Source organism: Methylicorpusculum oleiharenae (assembly GCF_009828925.2).
Lineage (GTDB): Bacteria > Pseudomonadota > Gammaproteobacteria > Methylococcales > Methylomonadaceae > Methylicorpusculum > Methylicorpusculum oleiharenae.
In genome coordinates this window covers 2696783-2715625 of sequence record NZ_WUTY02000001.1, presented here as the reverse complement: position 1 = coordinate 2715625, position 18843 = coordinate 2696783, and the positions used below count along the sequence as shown (strand labels likewise).

Below are 18843 nucleotides of genomic sequence, written 5' to 3'. Positions count from 1 at the left end.
ATGAAGCACGACGCTTTAAAGCATGACACGCCGGTTCAATGTGAAACGCGCTGCGATCCGGGGAGAAGTTCCGATATGCGGGAAGAATCTCAATCGCTATGGCTTGAGCTGGGAGGGCTAATCCACGATCGTTTTCGGCTTGCTGCGCTGGAGTTGCAGGGGGCAAGCAAGAGCGTCGTGGATAGGGTTGTGGCCGGAGTGATGGTGGGTGTGTTGCTGATGGGCGCCTGGCTAGGTCTCATGGCCGCGGCCGTGCTTGAATTCGTCAAGCATGACGTCTTGGCAACGAGTAGCGCTCTACTGATTGCCGTCGCTTCCAATTTGCTGCTGGTCCTTATACTGTGTAGCGTGATACGCCGTAAGCGTCGCCATCTACAATTTCCCGCGACCCTCCGCAGTTTTCAGACCACGCCCTCTGGGCAACGGGATACGGAAAAGACATGATCAATGCCTCCCTTCTAAATGGCAACAATCCTCCGTCTCTGAGGGCTCAAATCAGGGCCGCGGAGCGAACGCTATTGTATCGTCAACAAAGGGTCGGTGTTAGCACCGCTACGCTGGTTCGAAACATCCACAGAGAGGTGACCGCTCCGCTCACTTTACTGCTGGCGGGCGGCATCGGTTTTATCCTGGGCGAACTTACCCGGCGCCAAACCACCCCATCCACTGGCGCTGCCGGTAAGCTACCCACTACCAAGGCGACACCCTTGACGACTGGACTGAACCTCATGACCTCGATTCACAAGTTATACACGGCCTTGCCTATAGCCTGGATGTTGAAGTCCTTCCATCAATAAGCTCAAGATGTCGAGTAATTTGGTTTTAAGCTATCAGGGCCACAAAAGGAAATGGGCTCATGTTAGTTTCATTTCTAAACAGTTGAAAATCAACAAAGGTTTTAGGAGTCAAATCACTATGAATAAAATTTTTCAAACAATGTTTAAGTGGAAATTTAGTATCTTTGTTTTGATTGCATTTACCTTATCAGGTTGCCCACTCACTGTGAACTTGAATGTTTCAACGGACAAACCCATTTCCCTGGTTATTGATAAACCGATCGAGGTGAAACTGGGGGCCGACGTTGCGTTAACCCAGATGCCGCCAGTAAAATTAGGGGTCGCAAAATAGAAATTAACAAATTAAGCCCACTAAGCCGATAGGGATTTGAGTATTTTCCCCATCGATTCCTGAGTTATAACCTGGAGTTTTTACAAAAAAAGTCAGTCCATCAATTGTTGTCAATGGTTAACAAAATTGAGCCAGTATTGGCTGAAATTAAGCACCCCACCCCATCCCGCCCAACATCAGGATCGCCAACCGGGAACCGGGACCAAGGTGAAAATGATATCTGCCAATCAACCAGAGACCTGATTATAAAGATGTTTCAGCTCTAACACTTTAACTGTATTCGAGCGCGTCATTCCCGCAGGGATTGCCGGAGCCGTTAGACCGCGTAAGAGAATCTCGGTCACATGGATAGCTCGAAGCTTACCCTCCATGGCATTGGATGCACGTTTCCAGACGGGCATGAATAGTATGCGCGTTAGCGTACCGACCGCGTCTTGATGTTTCGCTTAGAGTTTGCTTGGCCTTAAGAGCCCCGTAACGTGCCGAGTAAATTGGTAATCTTACCGAGATTGTTTTAAGGAATCGGAGAATAGTATGAAAACAACAAATCCCATTGAACAGTGTTTTTTTGAGTACGACATTCTTGGATACCTCCTTTGCGGTCAAAGAAACGCAGAAGGAACTCAAGCGCGAGAGCCGAGAAGAGTCATCAGCCGAGCGTGCCCAGGCGCAACAGGTGATTCGGCCCGCAAGACTGTCGGGTTACCCGCCGCTTCGCTTTCAGGCCATCAGTGAAGCGTCGATCCGCATACCAACGGCCAGAGGGCAAACTTTACGTGATTTTATGGCGATGAGCATAACCATGGTTAGCATTATTGCAACGTTCCTGATAACAGCACTCGGTGTGCTGCTGGTCGCGAATTTAAGTCTCGGTGACAAACCGATAGACCGTCACATTGAAACGCTCTACACGGTTGCCGATTCCCAATTCCTGAGGTCTATGGGTAGTCTGTTAGGGCCGCCGATTATTGAGGGCAATCGTGTCCAAGCGCTAGTGAACGGTAACGAAATCTTTCCTGCGATGCTGAAAGCCATCCGCGGCGCGCAGAAAACGATTACTTTCGAGACTTTCATTTATTGGTCCGGCACCATCGGCCAAGAGTTTGCCGAAGCACTAAGTGAGCGGGCACGGGCCGGCGTTCACGTGCATGTCATGCTCGATTGGCTCGGCAGCGGCGATATCGACGAAACCTATGTCACGCTGATGGAGGAGGCTGGGATAGAAGTGCTCCGCTATAATCCGCTGCGCTGGTATACGCTTGCCAGGATGAACCACCGAACTCATCGCAAACTCCTGGTGGTCGACGGTAAAATCGGTTTCACCGGTGGCGTTGGAATCGCCATACCTTGGACCGGAAATGCGCAGGATCCAGAGCATTGGCGGGATACGCATTTTCGTATTGAAGGCCCAGTGGTCGCGCAAATGCAAGCGGCGTTCCTCGACAACTGGATCGAAGTCAGCGGACACGTATTGCACGGCGCCGCCTATTTTCCTCCGATCGAACCGGCCGGCGCACAGGTCGCGCAGGTCTTCACGAGTTCGCCTGGCGACGGTGGCGAAAGTGCGCAGCTGATGTATCTGTTGTCGATCGCCGCGGCAAAAACTTCGGTGCAGCTCTCGATGTCTTATTTTGTTCCTGATAACGTTGCGGTCAACACGTTTATCGCGGCAAGAAAGCGCGGAGTTCGCATACAGATGCTCGTCCCCGGCCCTTACATTGACCGGAAACTACTCCGGCGCGCGTCGCGTTACGAGTGGGGTCCTTTGTTGCGCGCAGGTATCGAGATCTACGAGTACCAGCCGACGATGTTCCATTGCAAGGTAATGATCGTGGACAAGATTTGGACATCGGTAGGATCGACCAACTTCGACAGTCGCTCGTTCAGCGTCAACGATGAAGCGAACCTAAACGTCTACGACGCCGAATTTGCGCGCATCCAGGTGCGTATTTTCGAACAGGATTTGCGCGATTCGCGCCGCATAACACTGGAGGAATGGGAGAGTCGGCCGTGGAGAGACAAGGTACTGGACAGCCTCGCAGGACTCTTTAGTTCACAGTTATAAGAGGCATCAAGTGAAAAGGCCCAAAGCTATCGCCGAGGACATTTAAGAAGGAAGGGGTTGTTATCGTGAGCTGTCGAGGGATTAATTGCTACTCGGGTGCGCCTTGAATTCATCGTGCTTAACCCCAGGTAGGGTAAGCCTTACGAGGACGCCGTATACCCATCCCCGCAAAGTTTAAGCCTACCCTTTTTTCATCAAACTTAAAAATTGCTGCGGCTCAGCAATACGCCTTTTATTTGTTTTTCTTCAGATCGTCCTTGAGATCACCCCATCCCGCCCGGCCCTTGCCGACGTTCTTTTGGACATTTCCCTCTACTTCCATATCCTTGTCATCCAGTATCTTACCGGTGGTTTCCTTGACTTTACCTTTGGCTTCTTCAACTCGGCCTTTTACTTGATCTTTGTTCATGAGTGTCTCCTGGTAATTAATTTAGCCATGACCCGATAGTCGTGACCAAAGCCCGGAATAATGTATCCCATCGCTTAATACCCGTTCTACACTTTAAACTGAACGCGTTCGGTGTGGCAACGCACACAGATTCTTAACTGCACAGACTCTTTCAAACCGCTTGTCTGGCCCCCTGTGTCAGGATAGATAAAGAATCAGCCTATACAACTGCCTCATGAAGGTGCGGCTTCAGTGGTTGCCTATCGCCGACCTCAACCTTCATCTGCCGCGTAGGCAAAACCGGCCCCAAAAGGCCGACAGGTTGCGATAGCAACCTGCCAATACCGGCTCGATTTATCAGAACCCTACTCCTATCGGGAAACTCGAGGCATATTGCCGGTATGCGATAGTATGCGCGTTAACGTACCGACCGCGTCTTGATGTTTCGCTTAGAGTTTGTTTGGCCTTAAGAGCACCGCAACGTGCCGAGTAAATTGGTAATCTTACCGAGATCGATTTAAGGAATCGGAGGATAGTATGAAAATAATAAATCCGTTTGTAACCATACTTTTTTTGAGTGCGACATTCGTCGTTCCGTCTTGTGCGGTCAAAGAAACGCAGAAGGTACTCAAGCAAGAGAGTCGTGGAGAGTCGGCCGAGCGTGTCCAGACGTGCAATGAGTCGATGCAGCGGGTGACCAGGGCCAGCAAGATCATCGGGACCCCCGTGAAAAACCCTAAAGGAGATAACCTTGGCAACATCAAGGAATTAGTACTCGATCCTCGGAGTGGCAAAGTAGTCTATGCCGTCGTTTCTTTCGGTGGAGTATTAGGTATGGGGGACAAGCTCTTTATTGTTCCGTGGAAGGCACTGAATGGGTCGCGCGATAAGGAGTATTACCTGCTTGATTTGGATAAAACCACCTTCACATCAGCTCCGGGATTTGATAAGAAGCAGTGGCCGGATAGTTCGAATGAATGGGAACTGCAGCGCGAGGGGCTCAATCAGTTTTATCCCAATAAACCCTGAAAAATGGTTTCAATGGTGCAGGGCCACAATCATTGAAATGATTTGGCAATAGCTTGCAATAATCATGAAGTGAAAAGGTGAACACATCCCGGGTGGAATCGACAACACCATTATTGATTGGCCCCATGAAGTACTGACTTCAGTCGGCATGAGCCTGACCAAAGGCCAAAAGGTAACTGGTTCAGTCCAAACGATTTCAGTCATTATCTAAATTGAATTAGTTAAGTCGTTACATTGCCTTTACCCATCCCGGAGAAGCAGAATGCACCAACGTTTCATTTTCGTCCGCTCGTCGTTAATACAGAATCTTGAAGCCTGTGGTGATATGTGCCGACATTGCCGGAACAGGGAGGCGTCGCTCCCCATCCGACGCTAACAACGCCGAACCTTAAGCTAATACCTTCTGTCAACTTAGCCCGACCAAATGCCGGACTTGCTTGGCAACAGCATATAGTAGGCGCCCTCCGCTATGCCGAAATTTGAAGTGCGAAAGGTATAAACAGGTTACTTCTCCGAACTCCTTTAACTTTAGTGAGCGACACCGCACAGACGTTAGCCTCCAGAACAGTGAAACTAAAATCGTCCAACTGTGGATTAAAAGGGTAGCAATATAAATTAACCACTGTTTTTAATCTTAAACAGGAGCAAAATTATGAACACTAAACCTATGCAATCATGCATTGATGCCTGCACCAAGTGCTATCAGACTTGCTTGCAGACCGCCATGAACCATTGCCTTGAAACCGGCGGTAAGCATGTTGAACCGAGCCATTTCCGGCTAATGATCAACTGTGCGCAGATCTGTCAGACTTCGGCTGACTTGCAATTATCCGGCTCGGAATTTGTTGCACACTACTGCGGCCTTTGCGCTGAAGTGTGTGAAGCTTGCGCCAAAAGCTGTGCCGAATTGGGAATGACTGATTGTGAAAAGGCTTGCCGGGATTGCGCGGCAAGCTGTCGCGCTATGGCAAGCCATTAAAAGACGCTTTATTACGTCTAAGATGCACGCAAAATCCAGTTCTATTGATGGATTTAACCGTGACAACTTAGTCATGCAATTTCAATAGGTCCTATGCCGCCACGCAAGCAGACACCCTCGTCGACGTTGACCGGACCCCCTCACTTGCGAGTGCTTTTCCAGTAAGGCAACGCGTCCATTACCCACCTCGTCGCGACGGCAAGTTGCCGTCGCGCAAAATTAATTGGAGATTCATAATGACCAAAGCACATACAGGGGCTCAACCCGTCAAGGGCAAACCGGCAAAGTCCGGGCCGGAAGAAGTAGTCGTTTCAATCGGCAACGGCGGAGAGTGGCACCAAACGGCCAGCGGCGATCAGCCTGCGTTGACCACGAACCAGGGTTTACCGATTTCCGACAATCAGAACTCACTGAGAGCCCATCCGAGCGGTCCGACACTGCTGGAAGATTTCATCCTGCGGGAAAAAATCACCCATTTCGACCACGAGCGCATTCCTGAACGTATTGTCCACGCTCGGGGCACAGGCGCACATGGTTTCTTCGAGCTTACCAAATCCCTGGAAAAATACACTACCGCCAAAGTGCTGACCGAAGTGGGCGAAAAAACGCCGCTGTTCACGCGCATCTCAACCGTAGCAGGCGGGTCCGGCTCGCGAGATACTCCCCGAGATGTTCGCGGCTTCGCCGTCAAGTTTTATACGAAAGAGGGCAATTGGGATCTGGTCGGCAATAATATCCCGGTGTTCTTTATCCAGGATGCCATCAAATTTCCCGACCTGATTCATGCCGTTAAAATGGAGCCTGATCGTGGCTTTCCTCAGGCAGCGTCAGCACATGATACCTTCTGGGACTTTATTTCACTGACACCGGAAGCCATGCATATGGTGATGTGGGCGATGTCTGACCGCACCTTGCCGCGCTCGCTGCGGATGATCGAAGGCTTCGGTATTCATTCATTCCGTCTGGTCAATGACGCTGGCGAATCGACTTTCGTGAAATTTCACTGGCGGCCGAAACTCGGTTTACAATCGACGCTCTGGGACGAGGCGGTCAAGATTGCCGGAGCCGATCCCGACTTTCATCGCCGTGATTTATTTGAAGCGATTACAGCCGGGGATTTCCCGGAATGGGAATTGGCGGTTCAGCTATTCTCCCAGGAGGAAGCCAATGCCTTCCCGTTCGATCATCTCGATTCGACCAAATTGATACCGGAAGAATGGGTGCCGTTGCAAGTTATCGGGCGCATGGTACTCAACCGCTGGCCGGATAATTTCTTCGCTGAGACTGAACAGGTGGCATTCTGTCCGTCCCATGTCGTGCCCGGCATTGATTTCTCGAATGATCCATTATTGCAGGGGCGTCTGTTTTCTTATCAGGACACCCAGTTATCACGCCTCGGTTCGCCGAATTTTCATCAGATACCCATCAATGCACCGCAGTGTCCGTTCGCCAATCATCAGCGCGACGGTCATATGCAAATGGCGCAACCGACCGGCCGCGTGTCCTACGAACCGAATACCCTGGCAGCGAGTTCCCCGCGCGAGCAACCGGAGGCCGGCTTTTACAGCACGGCGTTGGCCGAGAGCGGCGTAAAGGGGAGGATTCGGCCGGAGAGTTTTGCCGACCATTACAGCCAGGCACGGCAATTCTATCTCAGCCAAAACGTCGTCGAACAGGCCCATCTTGCCTCCGCGTTGGTGTTTGAGCTCTCGAAAGTCGAGCATCCGCACATCCGCGAGTCCATGGTCGGTCACTTACGCCTTATTGAAGAGGACCTTGCTCAACGGGTTGCCTGCGGTCTCGGTATGAGCGAGCTGCCACCAGAACCCGCTTCGGCTGTTGCAGTTCAGGAGTTAGATCGATCCCCGGCGCTGCAACTGATCGGCAAGATGAAGGACACGCTGGAAGGCCGTGCAGTCGGGATACTGATCGGGGACGGATCGGACGCGGACAGCATCAAGGCTGTCCAACAGGCAGTCACAGAAGCCGGCGCAAAAGTGAAGATTATCGCCGCTAAAATCGGCGAAGCGAAACTCGCCGATGGCTCCCTTTTGAAAGTCGACGGGCAATTAGCCGGTACGCCGTCAGTGATGTTCGACGCGGTCGCCCTCATTCTCTCCGGAAAAGCCGCCGCATTATTGGGCAAGGAAGCCGCCGCCATCGATTTCGTGCGCGACGCCTTCGGTCACCTGAAAGCGATTGGCGTTGACAAGGGCGGCGAAGCCTTGCTGAAAGCAGCGGGGATCGAACCAGACGCCGGTGTGATTGCACTCGATACCCTGGATCGCTTTAGCTTTATTGCCGCAGCCAAGACCCGTCAGTGGGACCGGGAAGCCAGTGTCAGAACACTCGCTTGATAAGAATGCCGTTGCTCTTGGGTGTTAACTCCCCTTTCTAGTTTCAGGTGTAGTATTCATTATTACGCCTGAATTGGTGAAGCGGGATTTATAGCATCCATTCCGGATTCCACCCGTTTCGGAAACTCATCTTCGCTATACTTCGCGCGGTGATGTTTATAGATTTATGGCAAGGCTATTTTGTTCGAGAGCAAGACGCGGAAACGGTCGTTAAGCTAAGCTATATAGCTGTTTTCGCAAAGCTTGCGCTACTGGTTCCGCCCCTTACCTACATCCATGCAGGTAACGCAGCTATGGTACAAACGAACGCGTCAGAAAACCGTAAAGGTAGCCGCGCGATCTATATGATAGGATGACGAACCGATTCATTTGCTTCAACTTATTTTTCATGCAAAAAAATACCCCTTATATTCTTTTTCTGACCCTTGTAATGTTGGTAACGGTGTCATTTTTCCTACTGATTAAAGATTTTTTATTAGCCTGTTTTTGGGCCGTCATTCTGGCAGTCGTTTTTGATCCCGTTTATCTCCGGATGAGGCAATATTATAAAAACTCAGAAGTACTGCCGTTGTTTTTAACCATGATGATGATTATTCTGGTTTTTGTTATCCCTTTGCTGACTATCGCTTTGATGATTACCGAGGAAAGTACAACCCTTTATCAAAAAATTCAAGACGGGGAAATTAATCCCCAAAGTTATTTTCAAGAAACACTCGCGCTTCTTTTGCCAACATTCAATAAGTTTTCACATATGGAAGCATTAAGCGTTGGACAGATAAGCGCCTCCGCAGGGAATGCCTTTGCACAAGCCGTAAAATATATCGCCCAACAAGTCCCGGCATTGACCCAAAACCTGTTAGCTCTGATCGTTCAATTTGCCTTGGCCTTCTACATTCTGTTTTTTCTATTGCGGGATGGTCATCAAATAATAAGAAGACTCATCTCTTTAATACCTATCGGTGACGGAATTGAAAAAGAATTATTTGAGCGTTTCACCAGCGTAGCCAGAGCGACTGTTAAAGGCGGTTTAATCGTTGCTATTATTCAAGGCAGTATTGGGGGCTTTTTATTTTGGTTTGTAGGGATTCCCGCTGCATTTTTATGGGGTATGTTAATGATAATTTTATCTTTATTACCTATAGGTAGCACGCTAATTTGGGGCCCCGCTGCGGTTATTTTATTGTTACAAGGTCAAACGTTAAATGCGGTTATCGTTTTGGCGGTCGGCATTTTAGTCATTGGTATGATTGATAATTTTCTGCGGCCACGGCTGATAGGTAAAGACAGTAAAATGTCGGATTATCTAGTACTGGTATCCACTTTGGGTGGATTAACCTGGTTTTCCTTAACAGGATTTGTACTGGGCCCTATAATTGCGGCGTTATTCGTTACCTGTTGGGATATCATGGGACAAGAAAGCCAGGCCAGTAAACGTAAAGCTTAATCAGCGTTATCAATCACAAAGGGTATTCATTAAACCCGATATGGTTTAGCTTCAAAAATGCCTCGATTTCGCTCAGATATAAAAATTCTTTAATCGCCCGACGATCTTCTGTCAGGAAATCGTCGCCATCGCGAAGATACAAAGTATGCATTTGTTCAAAGGGTTCCTGCTCGGTTGAGCCTGATTCGATCTGATTTAAGCGATCGCTGGTGATACCTGTAGCCTGTTCTCCAACCCCAGCATCAATAGCTTGAATTTGTCTATGTTCACATTAATCGTTGGTATCACCCCGTCACGGATTGCCGGAGTCCAGAAGCCATGGATGGCGTTAGACTTTCACATCCTTGTGGCCTGGATTCGCTTACGCGGTCTAACGGCTCCGGCAATCCATGCCGGAATGACGGCGTTGAAGTCCTTTCAATTACTAACGCGAAAAGTGCCTTGAATTTCACATGCCCGCTTTAAGCGCCTAGCAAGGATTGGGAGATCAAGCGTCATGATGGATTACCGAATTCATCTTCATTGGAAAATATCAAACTGGTCTTCGTTTGTGTTTGTGTTTGTCTTTTTACCCCGCTTGGCTTTTGGCTTATCGAGTTTTGAAGTGGCTTTTACAGCGGCGCGGCGAGGATCGGAAATGTCTTTAAAAAAGTCCGGTAACGAAGTCATGTGTTCAGCGGTCAGCATCATGTTAGGCGATTGAGGTTGATAACGGGCGTCTAAGAGGGGGGGTCGCGAGCAGTGCTTGCGCATCCGCTTGCAAGGGGCGAACGAAAACCAGCTTGGATGCCTGTTCGTTAGCACTATAACCGTCATTCGTACGCCGATAACCTTGGGTTTGCCCCACGCAATGCCAATTTGCCGCACGGTAAACCGTGCCGTGAAAGCGTGAGGGGTCAACGAAGGTTTCCAGCAGCAGTAACTTTTTGCCAAAATGCGTCTGCCAATCGGCAGAGATGCGTCGTTGGCTGAGGGATAAGACTTTGGAGCCCAGGTTGGGGTAGTGCCAGTCAGGCAAGATGAGAAAGCGGCTATTGTTGGCAATAAAATTCAGACGACTGTATTGATGCCGGTAACGCCAACCAATCCAGCGGTCTCTGGCGCTACATTTCCAGGCGGCTGCGGAAAAGCTAAGTTAGACTGCCCATGCTTCGACATAGGTGGCAACATACCAAAGCGTAGGACCAATCTTGGCCAGATCGCCCAGGTAGTGATGTTGTTGCATCAACTCCCGATAGCGTGACTCTTCGATTTTGGTGGCGGGACGAACGGACAAGTGCTCAAGATTGATTTTCATGAGCCGTTTTATACTATGAAATAGCCACTATGTTCAGATAGGAGGCTAACGCTATGAATGTTCTATCAAATACCGATAGGACAAATTCATCCTGTTTATGCCCCCTTGCGCTATATACAGTGTTAATTTCATTTAATCCTATTACCAAAGCCCCAGGTCCTGATAGCGCTGTCGCTTGGCTTCCAGCTCTGTTGATTCTCTAGTCACACGCAGAGCATGTCTTAAGTAACCGACAGAAGCAGAATAATCGCGCATTTGCTCGCAAACTTGAATGAGTCGTATCAAAACCAGCGGTTTACTCGGAGACTTACGATTGATTGTCTCTAACATTTCACGTGCTGCAGGGAAGTTGGCTTCCAAGCCAAACAATGTTGCCAACAAGAAATCCAGTTCCAACGATTCGCCATCCAATGCAATAGCTTCCTTTATGAGTATTTTTACACGGTCAGTTTTTCGGAGGGACAAAAAGGCCTTGATAGCCAGCAACCGTATCGCTTTGATATCGGCGCCTTCAATAGTGCTCTGGTATTCGCGATCGAATATTTCCTCAAACTCAAACAACCTATTCGCACGATAAAGAGCATTCAGATGCTGAAGCAGCGCTTCAAAGTCGTGAGTGCGGACAAACTCTGCCCCCGCTATCTTCGCCGCCTTCAGGTAATCTTGAGCCTCCAGGGCTTCAATGACTGAAGTTGACCAATCAGTATTAACATTTCGACTTGACGATGAAATTGCATATAGCGGGTTATTTAGTTGGTGTTGTCTCACCAACTCAAAAGCGGAGCTCAGGGTTTTAATATCAGGGTATCTGTCCGATGGCTCTCTTGCCATACAGCGAAGAATTAATTCGTCAACTGAGGCGACGATATTGGCGTTGATTTCGCTGGGACGCTTAAATGGTGCATGGCGCCGCACTTGAGAAGGCGTATCATGCGGAAGTTGCCCGGTCAGTAACTGGTACAGAAGGACACCGAGACTGTATATATCGCCTCTTAGCAAGTCTTCAAACGACCCTTTACGCGAAACGCTATCTGAAAACTCAGGCGAGGCTTACAAAACCGTACCACCATTTTCTCTGGTGCGAACATAAATTTTCTCGGGAAGTGCGGAACTTCCGAAGTCGGTCAATTTAACTAGATCATTTGCTCCAACCAGAATATTGTGCGGTTTTATATCACCATGCGAGATAGGTGTAGGCAACGCTGCCAGAAATCCGACCGCATCAAGAACTTGTGCATACATTCCAAACAGCCGCTCGAACGTGTTGCCAAAATGTTGATTCCTTTGCTCCAGTTTTTGAGCGAGGCTTTGGCTTGGAAAATACTCCATCTCAATAAAGAACCACTCGTTCTCTGGTGGAATTCGCCCCATGTCGAAAATGCGCACTATATTTGGATGGGAATCTATCGTCAGAAGTTCTTTTCCCTCTGCAAGCAGGCGATCATCTTTTGTCAGATCCTTGTTGGGTATCTTTACCGCTACGATCTCGCCATCAGCCAGTTTTTCGGCCCTCCACACCCCCCTGTGCCAATACGGTAAATGTCAACGTAGTTGTCGCATGAGTTGAAAATTAATGAACGGTAGTGTCGGTATTTTTTACCGCACTATCGCTCGGTTTATCGGGATTTAAACAGACTTCTGCCTGCCATTCCCAGTTTCGGGTATTACGACTCCAGCGCTCCGGTTTTTTGGCTTTAGCGGCCTCGTAAACGGCCTTGCGTTGCTTCAGGATCGCCCGATCTTCACCCCTGTGGCGTTGCTCAGGCGTTACAAATTGAATGCCACTATGCCGATGCTCATGGTTGTACCAGGCGACAAAGTCGGTTACCCAGTCCCTGGCGGCGGTGACCGAGGCAAACGGTTGGGTCGGATACTGGGCGTCGTATTTCAGCGTTTTAAACAACGACTCGGAATACGGGTTGTCGTTACTCACCGCCGGGCGACTCCGTGAGGGTGTGACGCCAAGCTGCTGCAAGGTTGCCAGCAGCGTTGCCCCTTTCATCGGGCTGCCGTTGTCGGAATGTAACACCAACTGGTGCGGTGGAATCCCTTCTCGTTGGCAGAGATCCGTGATCAGATCGGCCGCCAGTTCGCTGTTTTCTTGTTCATAAACTTGCCAGCCGACAATCTTGCGACTGAAGATATCCATGAACAGATACAGATAGAAAAACTGGCCTTTGATGAGGCTGGTCAAATAGGTGATATCCCAACTCACCAGTTGTTTCGGTGCCGTCGCGATGAGGGCTTTCGGCTTACTACGCTCGACCGATGGACGGCAGGCATGACGGTGTTTGACTTGTTTCGCCTCGCGAAAAATGCGGTAAATCGTCGACTCCGAGGCATAATACTCGCCGCGTTCGGCCAACATCGGCACGATCTGATGCGGTGTTTTGTCTTTGAACTCATCGCTGTTGGCTAGGGCTAATACCTGAGCGCGTTCTTCGTCACTCAAACGATTACAAGGCACGTGTTGACGGCGCGTGCGACCGTCAACCGGCACGGCTTCGGGACGTTGCCAACGTTGTAATGTGCGTAGCGGTAGCCCCATCACCTCGGCAGCTTTGGCTTTACGGGCTCCGTGATCAAACGCTTCGTTAAATAAGGTGAGTAAATGGGTGCGTTCTGCAAGAGGGATCATGGCGCCTTTTCCTCCCAGAACGCGTGGCACTTTTTTTGAAGAATCAACAAAGCGGCGGCTTCTGCCAAGGCTTTCTCCTTGCGTTGCAGGTCTTTCTTCAGTTGTGCAATCTCGTTCTCCAAGGGTTTCAAGGCTTTCCTTGAGACTTGGCTGGGTTCGGTGGCCTCAAGAGGTTTAATAAAGTCTTGTTGCCACGTTTGCAGGTGATGGGTAAACAAGCCTCGTTCACGGCAAAAGGCATTGAGTGCTTCGCCTTCCAAGCCCGCGCTGGCTAGCAAGGCTTCAAACCGTTGTTCCCGAGTCCAGTCTTTAGGACGTTGTTGATTCATAGTGTTTGTTGTTGATTTGGATCGTGTCTGTTTAAGCCAGCCTTTCAGAGTAAACACACTGATAGTCAATTCATCGGCAATCGATTGAATACTTTTATCACCGCGTTGCAATACTTTACTCAGGGCTTGCTGTTTAAATTCTTCACTATAACGGGTTTGCATTTTGTACCTCTATAAAATTTTAGAGGCGACAACTATCCTGACACTGAGGGATTCAATGACGAATCGCTAATGCCGTCATCGTCAGAACCCTGAAGTTGATGCGATAGCTCTCCCGCGAGAATCATCTCTAAAGACGCTTGCGTGGCACAAGTCATAGGCTGAGACGTTAACTCAACTACCCAATCCAAAGAGGGAAAAATACTTCCCTCTTTGTAGGGTGGCAGCAAAAGCAGTGTACATCCGGGCTGACGACTCCAAGCGATGCCTTCCGCTTGCAGCTCTGGTGATGCCTGCAACTGCTCACCCGCCATTAAAACAAACCCCTCCTTGGGAAATGTCTGCTCCGATGACGGCGAAATAGCCAACAGGCTGGCTAAAAATCGGCCTCGCCGAGTAGCTTGCAATTCCGGGGATAGATAAAGATTCACTCACCGGCCCCAAAATAAAGCTGCATTTTCAGGATGTCCTTATTGACCAGAGCCTCCTTGTTAATGGCCAATTAAACTGAGCCAAAAATGGCCATTAATTTTGAGCCACTTTTTCAGACTTTCATTTTAAAAATAAATCTGAGACAGTCCCCGAATTTTTTCCGGGAGTGACATGAAGGAGTGGCTTGTGATTCATAAGATCAAATCGTTATACGATAATGGCAACGGCTTAACAGAGCGTAAGATTGCTAAAGAATTGGGACTATCCCGCAATACCGTCAGCAAATATTTAAAAATGCCTGAACCCGTCATATCTGAGCAGTTGTCAGAAACCGACAGAACCAAAAAACTGGATGAATACCGCAGCTATATTGTTCATCTCTTGCAAACTTATCCCGGCCTGTCGGCAGTAAAGGTGGCGCGAAAACTCAAGGCAAAGGTTGACCAATTGGCTGTCTCTGATCGTTCGGTGCGCCGCTATATTCAAACATTGAAGGATGAGATTAGCTTCAAGCAAGCGCGTTATTACAAGCCCGTACTCGATATGATGCCGGGGGTGCAATGTCAGGTTGATGGCGATGAATTGCGTGGCGTAATGATTGCCGGCAAAGAAACGACCGTGTATTTCATGGTGTTTGTCCTGTCTTATTCCAGGCTGATGCATGTCTCTGTGTCATCTCAGCCAATCGACACGCAAACCTTGATTTATCAGCATGATGCCGCGTTTCGTTATTTTGGCGGCAGGCCGCAAGAATGCGTTTATGATCAAACCAAACTGGTTGTCATTAATGAAACCTTCCGCGAGCTGGAGTTAAACCAACGCTTCTCTCAATACGCGACTGCGGCAGGTTTCCATATCCGGGTTTGTGAGGGTTATGACCCGGAAAGCAAAGGCAAGGTGGAAGCCGGGGTTAAATATGTCAAACAGAATGGCTTCTATGGTGAAGAATTCAACGATTGGCAGGCACTGGAAAACTATTTAAAGGATTGGCTGGATACCCTTGCTAATCAGCGTCTCCATGGTTCAACACAGCAACAGCCTCAAGTGCATTATGACCGGGAAGAAAAAGACAAAATGCAGTCTTATTTGACGCCTGCCTGCTTACCGCATCAGGCGGTAGCCTCCGAAACCCGACAGGTTGATAAAACCAGCCTGATTTCCTGGCAATCGAATAAATACTCGGTGCCCATGGCCTATCAATCCGCCAAGGTAGGTGTAGCGGTTCATGCAGGGCAACTGCTGATTACTGATCTGGCCAGCGGTGACAGGATTGCTGAACACGTTATCTGCCTGGAGAAAGGTCAGCTCATTAAAAACACCCATCATTACCGGGATAGGCAGCAGCGTGTTGAGGCGCTGGAAGCCGCACTAGAACAGCAGTTGGGCGCGCGTGCCAGTCAGCGGTTATGCGCGCTATTGAAGGCCACCTCACCGAAAATCTACAAGGATCAGTTAGTGGGCGCCAAGCAGATCATCGCCGCCCATCTGGTGAACTACGGTGCTATAAACGCTGATTTGTTAGCGCGTATTCTGACGGCACCGCGCTTAACGGCGACTCAGTTCCGCGCGCTGCTCGATGCTTACCAATTGAATCCTGAACGCGTGTCCGCAGCAAGGGTGGGGCACAACCTGACCCTGCCCAGGCAGCCAGCGCCTTGGCGCATTAAGCTGTCCTTAATGGCCAATTAACCGGTCAGGGAGGCAGCCATGTCGTCCATTGATAGCGTTGCCCATAAATATCGCGGCTTGTACCTATCGGCTATTGCCCAAGGTTTGGAGACGGTGCTTGGCCAAGCTGAAACCCATGCGGTCTCCTATCTGCATTTTGCAGAGACCTTGATAGAGCTAGAGCTACAGCAGAGGAATGGCAAGCGTATTGAACAAAACCAACGGCGGGCGGGCTTTCCCGTGCATAAAAGCCTGGATGACTTTGATTACGTCTTTCAAACCAGCATCAGCAAACGGGAGGTGAACAGTCTTTTAGACTTTGGTTTCCTTGATAACAGGGAAAACGTCGTGTTCATTGGTTCACCGGGTGTCGGTAAAACACATTTGGCTATTGGCCTGGGCCTTAAGGCCATAGCGTCCGGTTACAAAGTGTATTTCAGTACGGCGCTGACCTTGATTGAAGCCCTGGAATTAGCGGAATTAAAAGGCGAGCTGAAAAAGAAGATTAATCAGCTACTGAAATTTGATTTGTTAATCATCGATGAACTCGGCTATCTGCCTATGAACAAACAAGGCATGCATAACCTGTTTCAACTGATTAACGCCTTGTATGAATACCGGTCCATCATCTTGACGACGAACAAGGAATTTACCCACTGGGGAGAGTTCTTCTTTGACGGTAATGTCGCCGTAACCATCGTGGACAGAATCATCCATCATTCACACATTTTTATGCTGGGAGGGGAAAGCTATCGACTGAAATCAAAGCTGAATAATTAATTTTTCTCTGGAAAAGTGGCTCAAAATTAATGGCCGAAAATGGCTCAATTCTGTTGGCCATTGACAACACGGCATCAATCGTCGCTAACTGGTTCATACTGTCTTATCCTGGTTTTTATCGACTCATTAATCCTTCGGCGCCTCATAACCGGGAGCGAACTCTGCGCTGGATACGCCATAGAGGGCCAAGTGATTTCTTAACCATAATCGATATTCCTTTCTTAGCAGCTTATGTTCGGCCGAGCAATCCACCAGCCATTGGCGCAATACGTATCCGGCGACTGCTGCTCTCAACTTGAGATGTAACAAACCGCCTGTCATTCCATAATCGTTTTCGATGATCTCGGGATGCTCTTGATTGGGATGTGGTACCAGATCCAATTCGACGATTCGATTCCATTGAATGTCTGCACTCGATTGTTCATGAGGCACAACCGGGCTGTCTTCAATTAGCTCACTTCTCAAAATACGCGTAATGACAAGATCCAGAAATATTTGCCGCTTTCTATCGAATGCGCGGACATGCCAGCGTAAACCATCGTTCACCAAGGCGAACGGAATAATTTCTCGCGTCGACAATCCGCTGCTATGCGAGGTGTAATCGATGCTGACGACTTTTTGTTGATGTATCGCCCGGGTAATCGGAGCCAGTATCGCCACGGATGGCTGGTTAAGCAGTTTCGGTAATTCACAAGTAAGCAAAAATTCGCTACCTGCCACGTTACCTTCACCGAATCCGCGTGTTAATGCTGTCAATACACGTTCTGCGGAGTGAGTAAACGCCGGCGAGAAGGCTTTGCCAATCACATAGCATTTAGATTTGTTATCGAATTGGATATTGTCCGAGAACAACTCTCGATATTGTGCAAAGTCTCTGGTCGCTACCGCTGGTGCTATGCCGAACCGCTGTATTAAGTCTTGTCGCCCCACATCACCCAGAAAATACAAACGAAATTCGATAAAGATGAGCCTTTCCCGCTGTGCGTGGCTCAGTGCGTCCAGGGTTGATGTTGATTGTGTTGCACTATTCATAGCGTTGCATTCTAAAGACTTTAGCGAATAAATCAACTTTTTGAACAATTTACATGATCTTTTTGATTATGTAGTATTTTCATTAAGATCAATATTATTAACCTATAGGAGGTGATATGGCTACAAATCCACCCGCAGGCGATGGCCACCGCAATGGTGCCGTGCGTGAACGCTCACAAACCCAAACGCCTTCAGGCCATTGGTATTCTCGTTAAGTCCACGCTCTGAATACATCGATTTTCATAACCCCCGGTAAACCGATAGCTTATGACGATGGAGTTTGGCCAGGCGCAAAAAACAAGGAAGATCAAATTGTGGTGCTAAATCGTATTGCTCAGTCAGTCGTAGAGGGGCAGCGAGGGCTTAATCCCAAATATGTTTTTCCATATAAAGAAAAGCGATTGGAGCGAATGCATACCACGGCATGGAAAAATGCGTGGAAAAATGCAAACCTTCCTTGCAATGGTTCTTACAACAAGGGGCCTCATAACTTGAAGCACACTTTTGGAAGACGATTAAGAACAGCGGGGGGGTTCATTTGAAACACGTAAAGTTTTTTTGCATCATACTACGGGAGATATCACGACACATTATTCTTCGGCTGAACTGAAAGAATTGACTGATGCTGTTAACAGCATTTGCGACATGGAAAGTGGTGTTTCTCTTACCGTGCTGAAAAGAACAAAAGCTGGCTAAGATTTAATACCGGGTCACGCAAGGAAATTTTGAGCACAAAAAAACCAGTCGCCCTAGCAAGTTAACTGGTTGATTTATATATTTATTGATGGTGGGTCGTGTGCGATTCGAACGCACGACCATCGCATTAAAAGTTCGATTCAAACAACTATCAAGCAACTGCATACTACTTAATACTCCCTATAAACAACAGCTTATCAGTAGTGTGGCGTCGTGTAAAGTTGTTAAAAGTAGTAAGCTGCAGTATGAACCACTGTAGTTTTTACTGTAGTTTTTCCCATGAGACAGGTGTTTAATGCGATGAACTGGAATTGGTCAGATCGATCAATTAAGTGTTATGAATAATCTTTCGCGTTAGTCAATTTGGCGGCCTGGAACCTCGCTAAAGATAATGCGACGAACCATGAAACAGCCATAATAGC

Annotated in this window: 20 protein-coding genes and 1 tRNA gene; 11 read left to right on the top strand and 10 right to left on the bottom strand. The window is 48.7% G+C overall.

Annotated features, from left to right (window positions below; translation table 11 throughout):
* Positions 1-75: 75 nt before the first annotated feature.
* The 4 genes from GO003_RS12275 (at position 76) to GO003_RS12260 (ending at position 3193) form a co-directional block, all read left to right on the top strand.
* Positions 76-444 (top strand): phage holin family protein, encoded by a 369-nt coding sequence (locus GO003_RS12275; protein ID WP_231088968.1) that lies wholly within the window; start codon positions 76-78, stop codon positions 442-444.
* On the top strand, positions 441-797 hold the full coding sequence (locus GO003_RS12270) for a hypothetical protein (RefSeq protein WP_159658516.1): 357 nt from the start codon (positions 441-443) through the stop codon (positions 795-797). The genes GO003_RS12275 and GO003_RS12270 overlap by 4 nt, the downstream gene beginning before the upstream one ends.
* 118 nt (positions 798-915) lie before the next feature.
* Positions 916-1128 (top strand): hypothetical protein, encoded by a 213-nt coding sequence (locus GO003_RS12265; protein ID WP_159658517.1) that lies wholly within the window; start codon positions 916-918, stop codon positions 1126-1128.
* Between the two features lie 583 nt (positions 1129-1711).
* On the top strand, positions 1712-3193 hold the full coding sequence (locus GO003_RS12260) for a phospholipase D-like domain-containing protein (protein WP_206444758.1): 1482 nt from the start codon (positions 1712-1714) through the stop codon (positions 3191-3193).
* 232 nt (positions 3194-3425) lie between these two features.
* On the opposite strand, the gene GO003_RS12255 is transcribed toward GO003_RS12260, so the two are convergent.
* A complete protein-coding gene (locus tag GO003_RS12255) occupies positions 3426-3602 on the bottom strand; it encodes a CsbD family protein (RefSeq protein ID WP_159658518.1) in 177 nt (58 codons plus the stop codon).
* A gap of 516 nt (positions 3603-4118) precedes the next feature.
* Between GO003_RS12255 and GO003_RS12250 the strand changes: the two genes are divergently transcribed.
* The 4 genes from GO003_RS12250 to GO003_RS12235 all read left to right on the top strand — a co-directional run bounded on the left by GO003_RS12250 (position 4119) and on the right by GO003_RS12235 (position 9390).
* On the top strand, positions 4119-4610 hold the full coding sequence (locus GO003_RS12250) for a PRC-barrel domain-containing protein (protein WP_159658519.1): 492 nt from the start codon (positions 4119-4121) through the stop codon (positions 4608-4610).
* Between the two features lie 652 nt (positions 4611-5262).
* Positions 5263-5589 carry a four-helix bundle copper-binding protein gene (locus tag GO003_RS12245; RefSeq protein WP_159658520.1) on the top strand — a complete coding sequence of 109 codons (327 nt, stop codon included), beginning with the start codon at positions 5263-5265 and terminating at the stop codon, positions 5587-5589.
* Positions 5590-5825: 236 nt separating this feature from the next.
* Positions 5826-7946 (top strand): catalase, encoded by a 2121-nt coding sequence (locus GO003_RS12240; protein ID WP_159658521.1) that lies wholly within the window; start codon positions 5826-5828, stop codon positions 7944-7946.
* Between the two features lie 388 nt (positions 7947-8334).
* Positions 8335-9390, top strand: coding sequence for an AI-2E family transporter (locus GO003_RS12235; protein WP_159658522.1), 1056 nt, complete (start codon positions 8335-8337; stop codon positions 9388-9390).
* A gap of 13 nt (positions 9391-9403) precedes the next feature.
* Here the strand turns inward: GO003_RS12235 and GO003_RS12230 are convergent, their stop codons facing one another.
* On the bottom strand, positions 9404-9541 hold the full coding sequence (locus tag GO003_RS12230) for a hypothetical protein (protein WP_159658523.1): 138 nt from the start codon (positions 9539-9541) through the stop codon (positions 9404-9406).
* A gap of 345 nt (positions 9542-9886) precedes the next feature.
* Between GO003_RS12230 and GO003_RS12225 the strand changes: the two genes are divergently transcribed.
* Positions 9887-10093 carry a hypothetical protein gene (locus GO003_RS12225; RefSeq protein WP_159658524.1) on the top strand — a complete coding sequence of 69 codons (207 nt, stop codon included), beginning with the start codon at positions 9887-9889 and terminating at the stop codon, positions 10091-10093.
* On the opposite strand, the gene GO003_RS12220 is transcribed toward GO003_RS12225, so the two are convergent.
* From GO003_RS12220 to GO003_RS12195, 6 genes are all read right to left on the bottom strand, one after another.
* On the bottom strand, positions 10082-10477 hold the full coding sequence (locus GO003_RS12220) for a Druantia anti-phage system protein DruA (RefSeq protein ID WP_231089195.1): 396 nt from the start codon (positions 10475-10477) through the stop codon (positions 10082-10084). The genes GO003_RS12225 and GO003_RS12220 overlap by 12 nt on opposite strands.
* A 48-nt stretch (positions 10478-10525) precedes the next feature.
* Positions 10526-10687, bottom strand: coding sequence for a hypothetical protein (locus tag GO003_RS12215; RefSeq protein WP_231088967.1), 162 nt, complete (start codon positions 10685-10687; stop codon positions 10526-10528).
* 141 nt (positions 10688-10828) lie between these two features.
* Positions 10829-11686: a hypothetical protein gene (locus GO003_RS12210; RefSeq protein ID WP_159658525.1), complete on the bottom strand. Its 858-nt coding sequence runs from the start codon at positions 11684-11686 to the stop codon at positions 10829-10831.
* A 51-nt stretch (positions 11687-11737) separates the two neighbouring features.
* Positions 11738-12205: a serine/threonine protein kinase gene (locus GO003_RS12205; protein WP_231088966.1), complete on the bottom strand. Its 468-nt coding sequence runs from the start codon at positions 12203-12205 to the stop codon at positions 11738-11740.
* A 52-nt stretch (positions 12206-12257) separates the two neighbouring features.
* Positions 12258-13816 (bottom strand): IS3 family transposase gene (locus tag GO003_RS12200; protein ID WP_231088858.1). Its coding sequence is split into 2 segments (ribosomal slippage): positions 12258-13354 and positions 13354-13816, totalling 1560 coding nucleotides; the frame shifts between segments, so codons are not numbered across the junction.
* A 32-nt stretch (positions 13817-13848) separates the two neighbouring features.
* Positions 13849-14244 (bottom strand): hypothetical protein, encoded by a 396-nt coding sequence (locus tag GO003_RS12195; protein ID WP_159659457.1) that lies wholly within the window; start codon positions 14242-14244, stop codon positions 13849-13851.
* A gap of 187 nt (positions 14245-14431) precedes the next feature.
* Here GO003_RS12195 and istA point away from each other — a divergent pair, with 187 nt between their 5' ends.
* Both istA and istB read left to right on the top strand, forming a co-directional pair.
* A complete protein-coding gene (istA, locus tag GO003_RS12190; RefSeq protein ID WP_331001638.1) occupies positions 14432-15934 on the top strand; it encodes an IS21 family transposase in 1503 nt (500 codons plus the stop codon).
* An 18-nt stretch (positions 15935-15952) separates the two neighbouring features.
* Positions 15953-16693, top strand: coding sequence for an IS21-like element helper ATPase IstB (istB, locus tag GO003_RS12185; RefSeq protein WP_231088825.1), 741 nt, complete (start codon positions 15953-15955; stop codon positions 16691-16693).
* A gap of 126 nt (positions 16694-16819) precedes the next feature.
* Here the strand turns inward: istB and GO003_RS12180 are convergent, their stop codons facing one another.
* Positions 16820-17725 (bottom strand): helix-turn-helix transcriptional regulator, encoded by a 906-nt coding sequence (locus GO003_RS12180; RefSeq protein ID WP_159657972.1) that lies wholly within the window; start codon positions 17723-17725, stop codon positions 16820-16822.
* Positions 17726-18510: 785 nt separating this feature from the next.
* A tRNA-Ser gene (locus GO003_RS12175) sits at positions 18511-18602 on the bottom strand.
* Positions 18603-18843 lie beyond the last annotated feature (241 nt).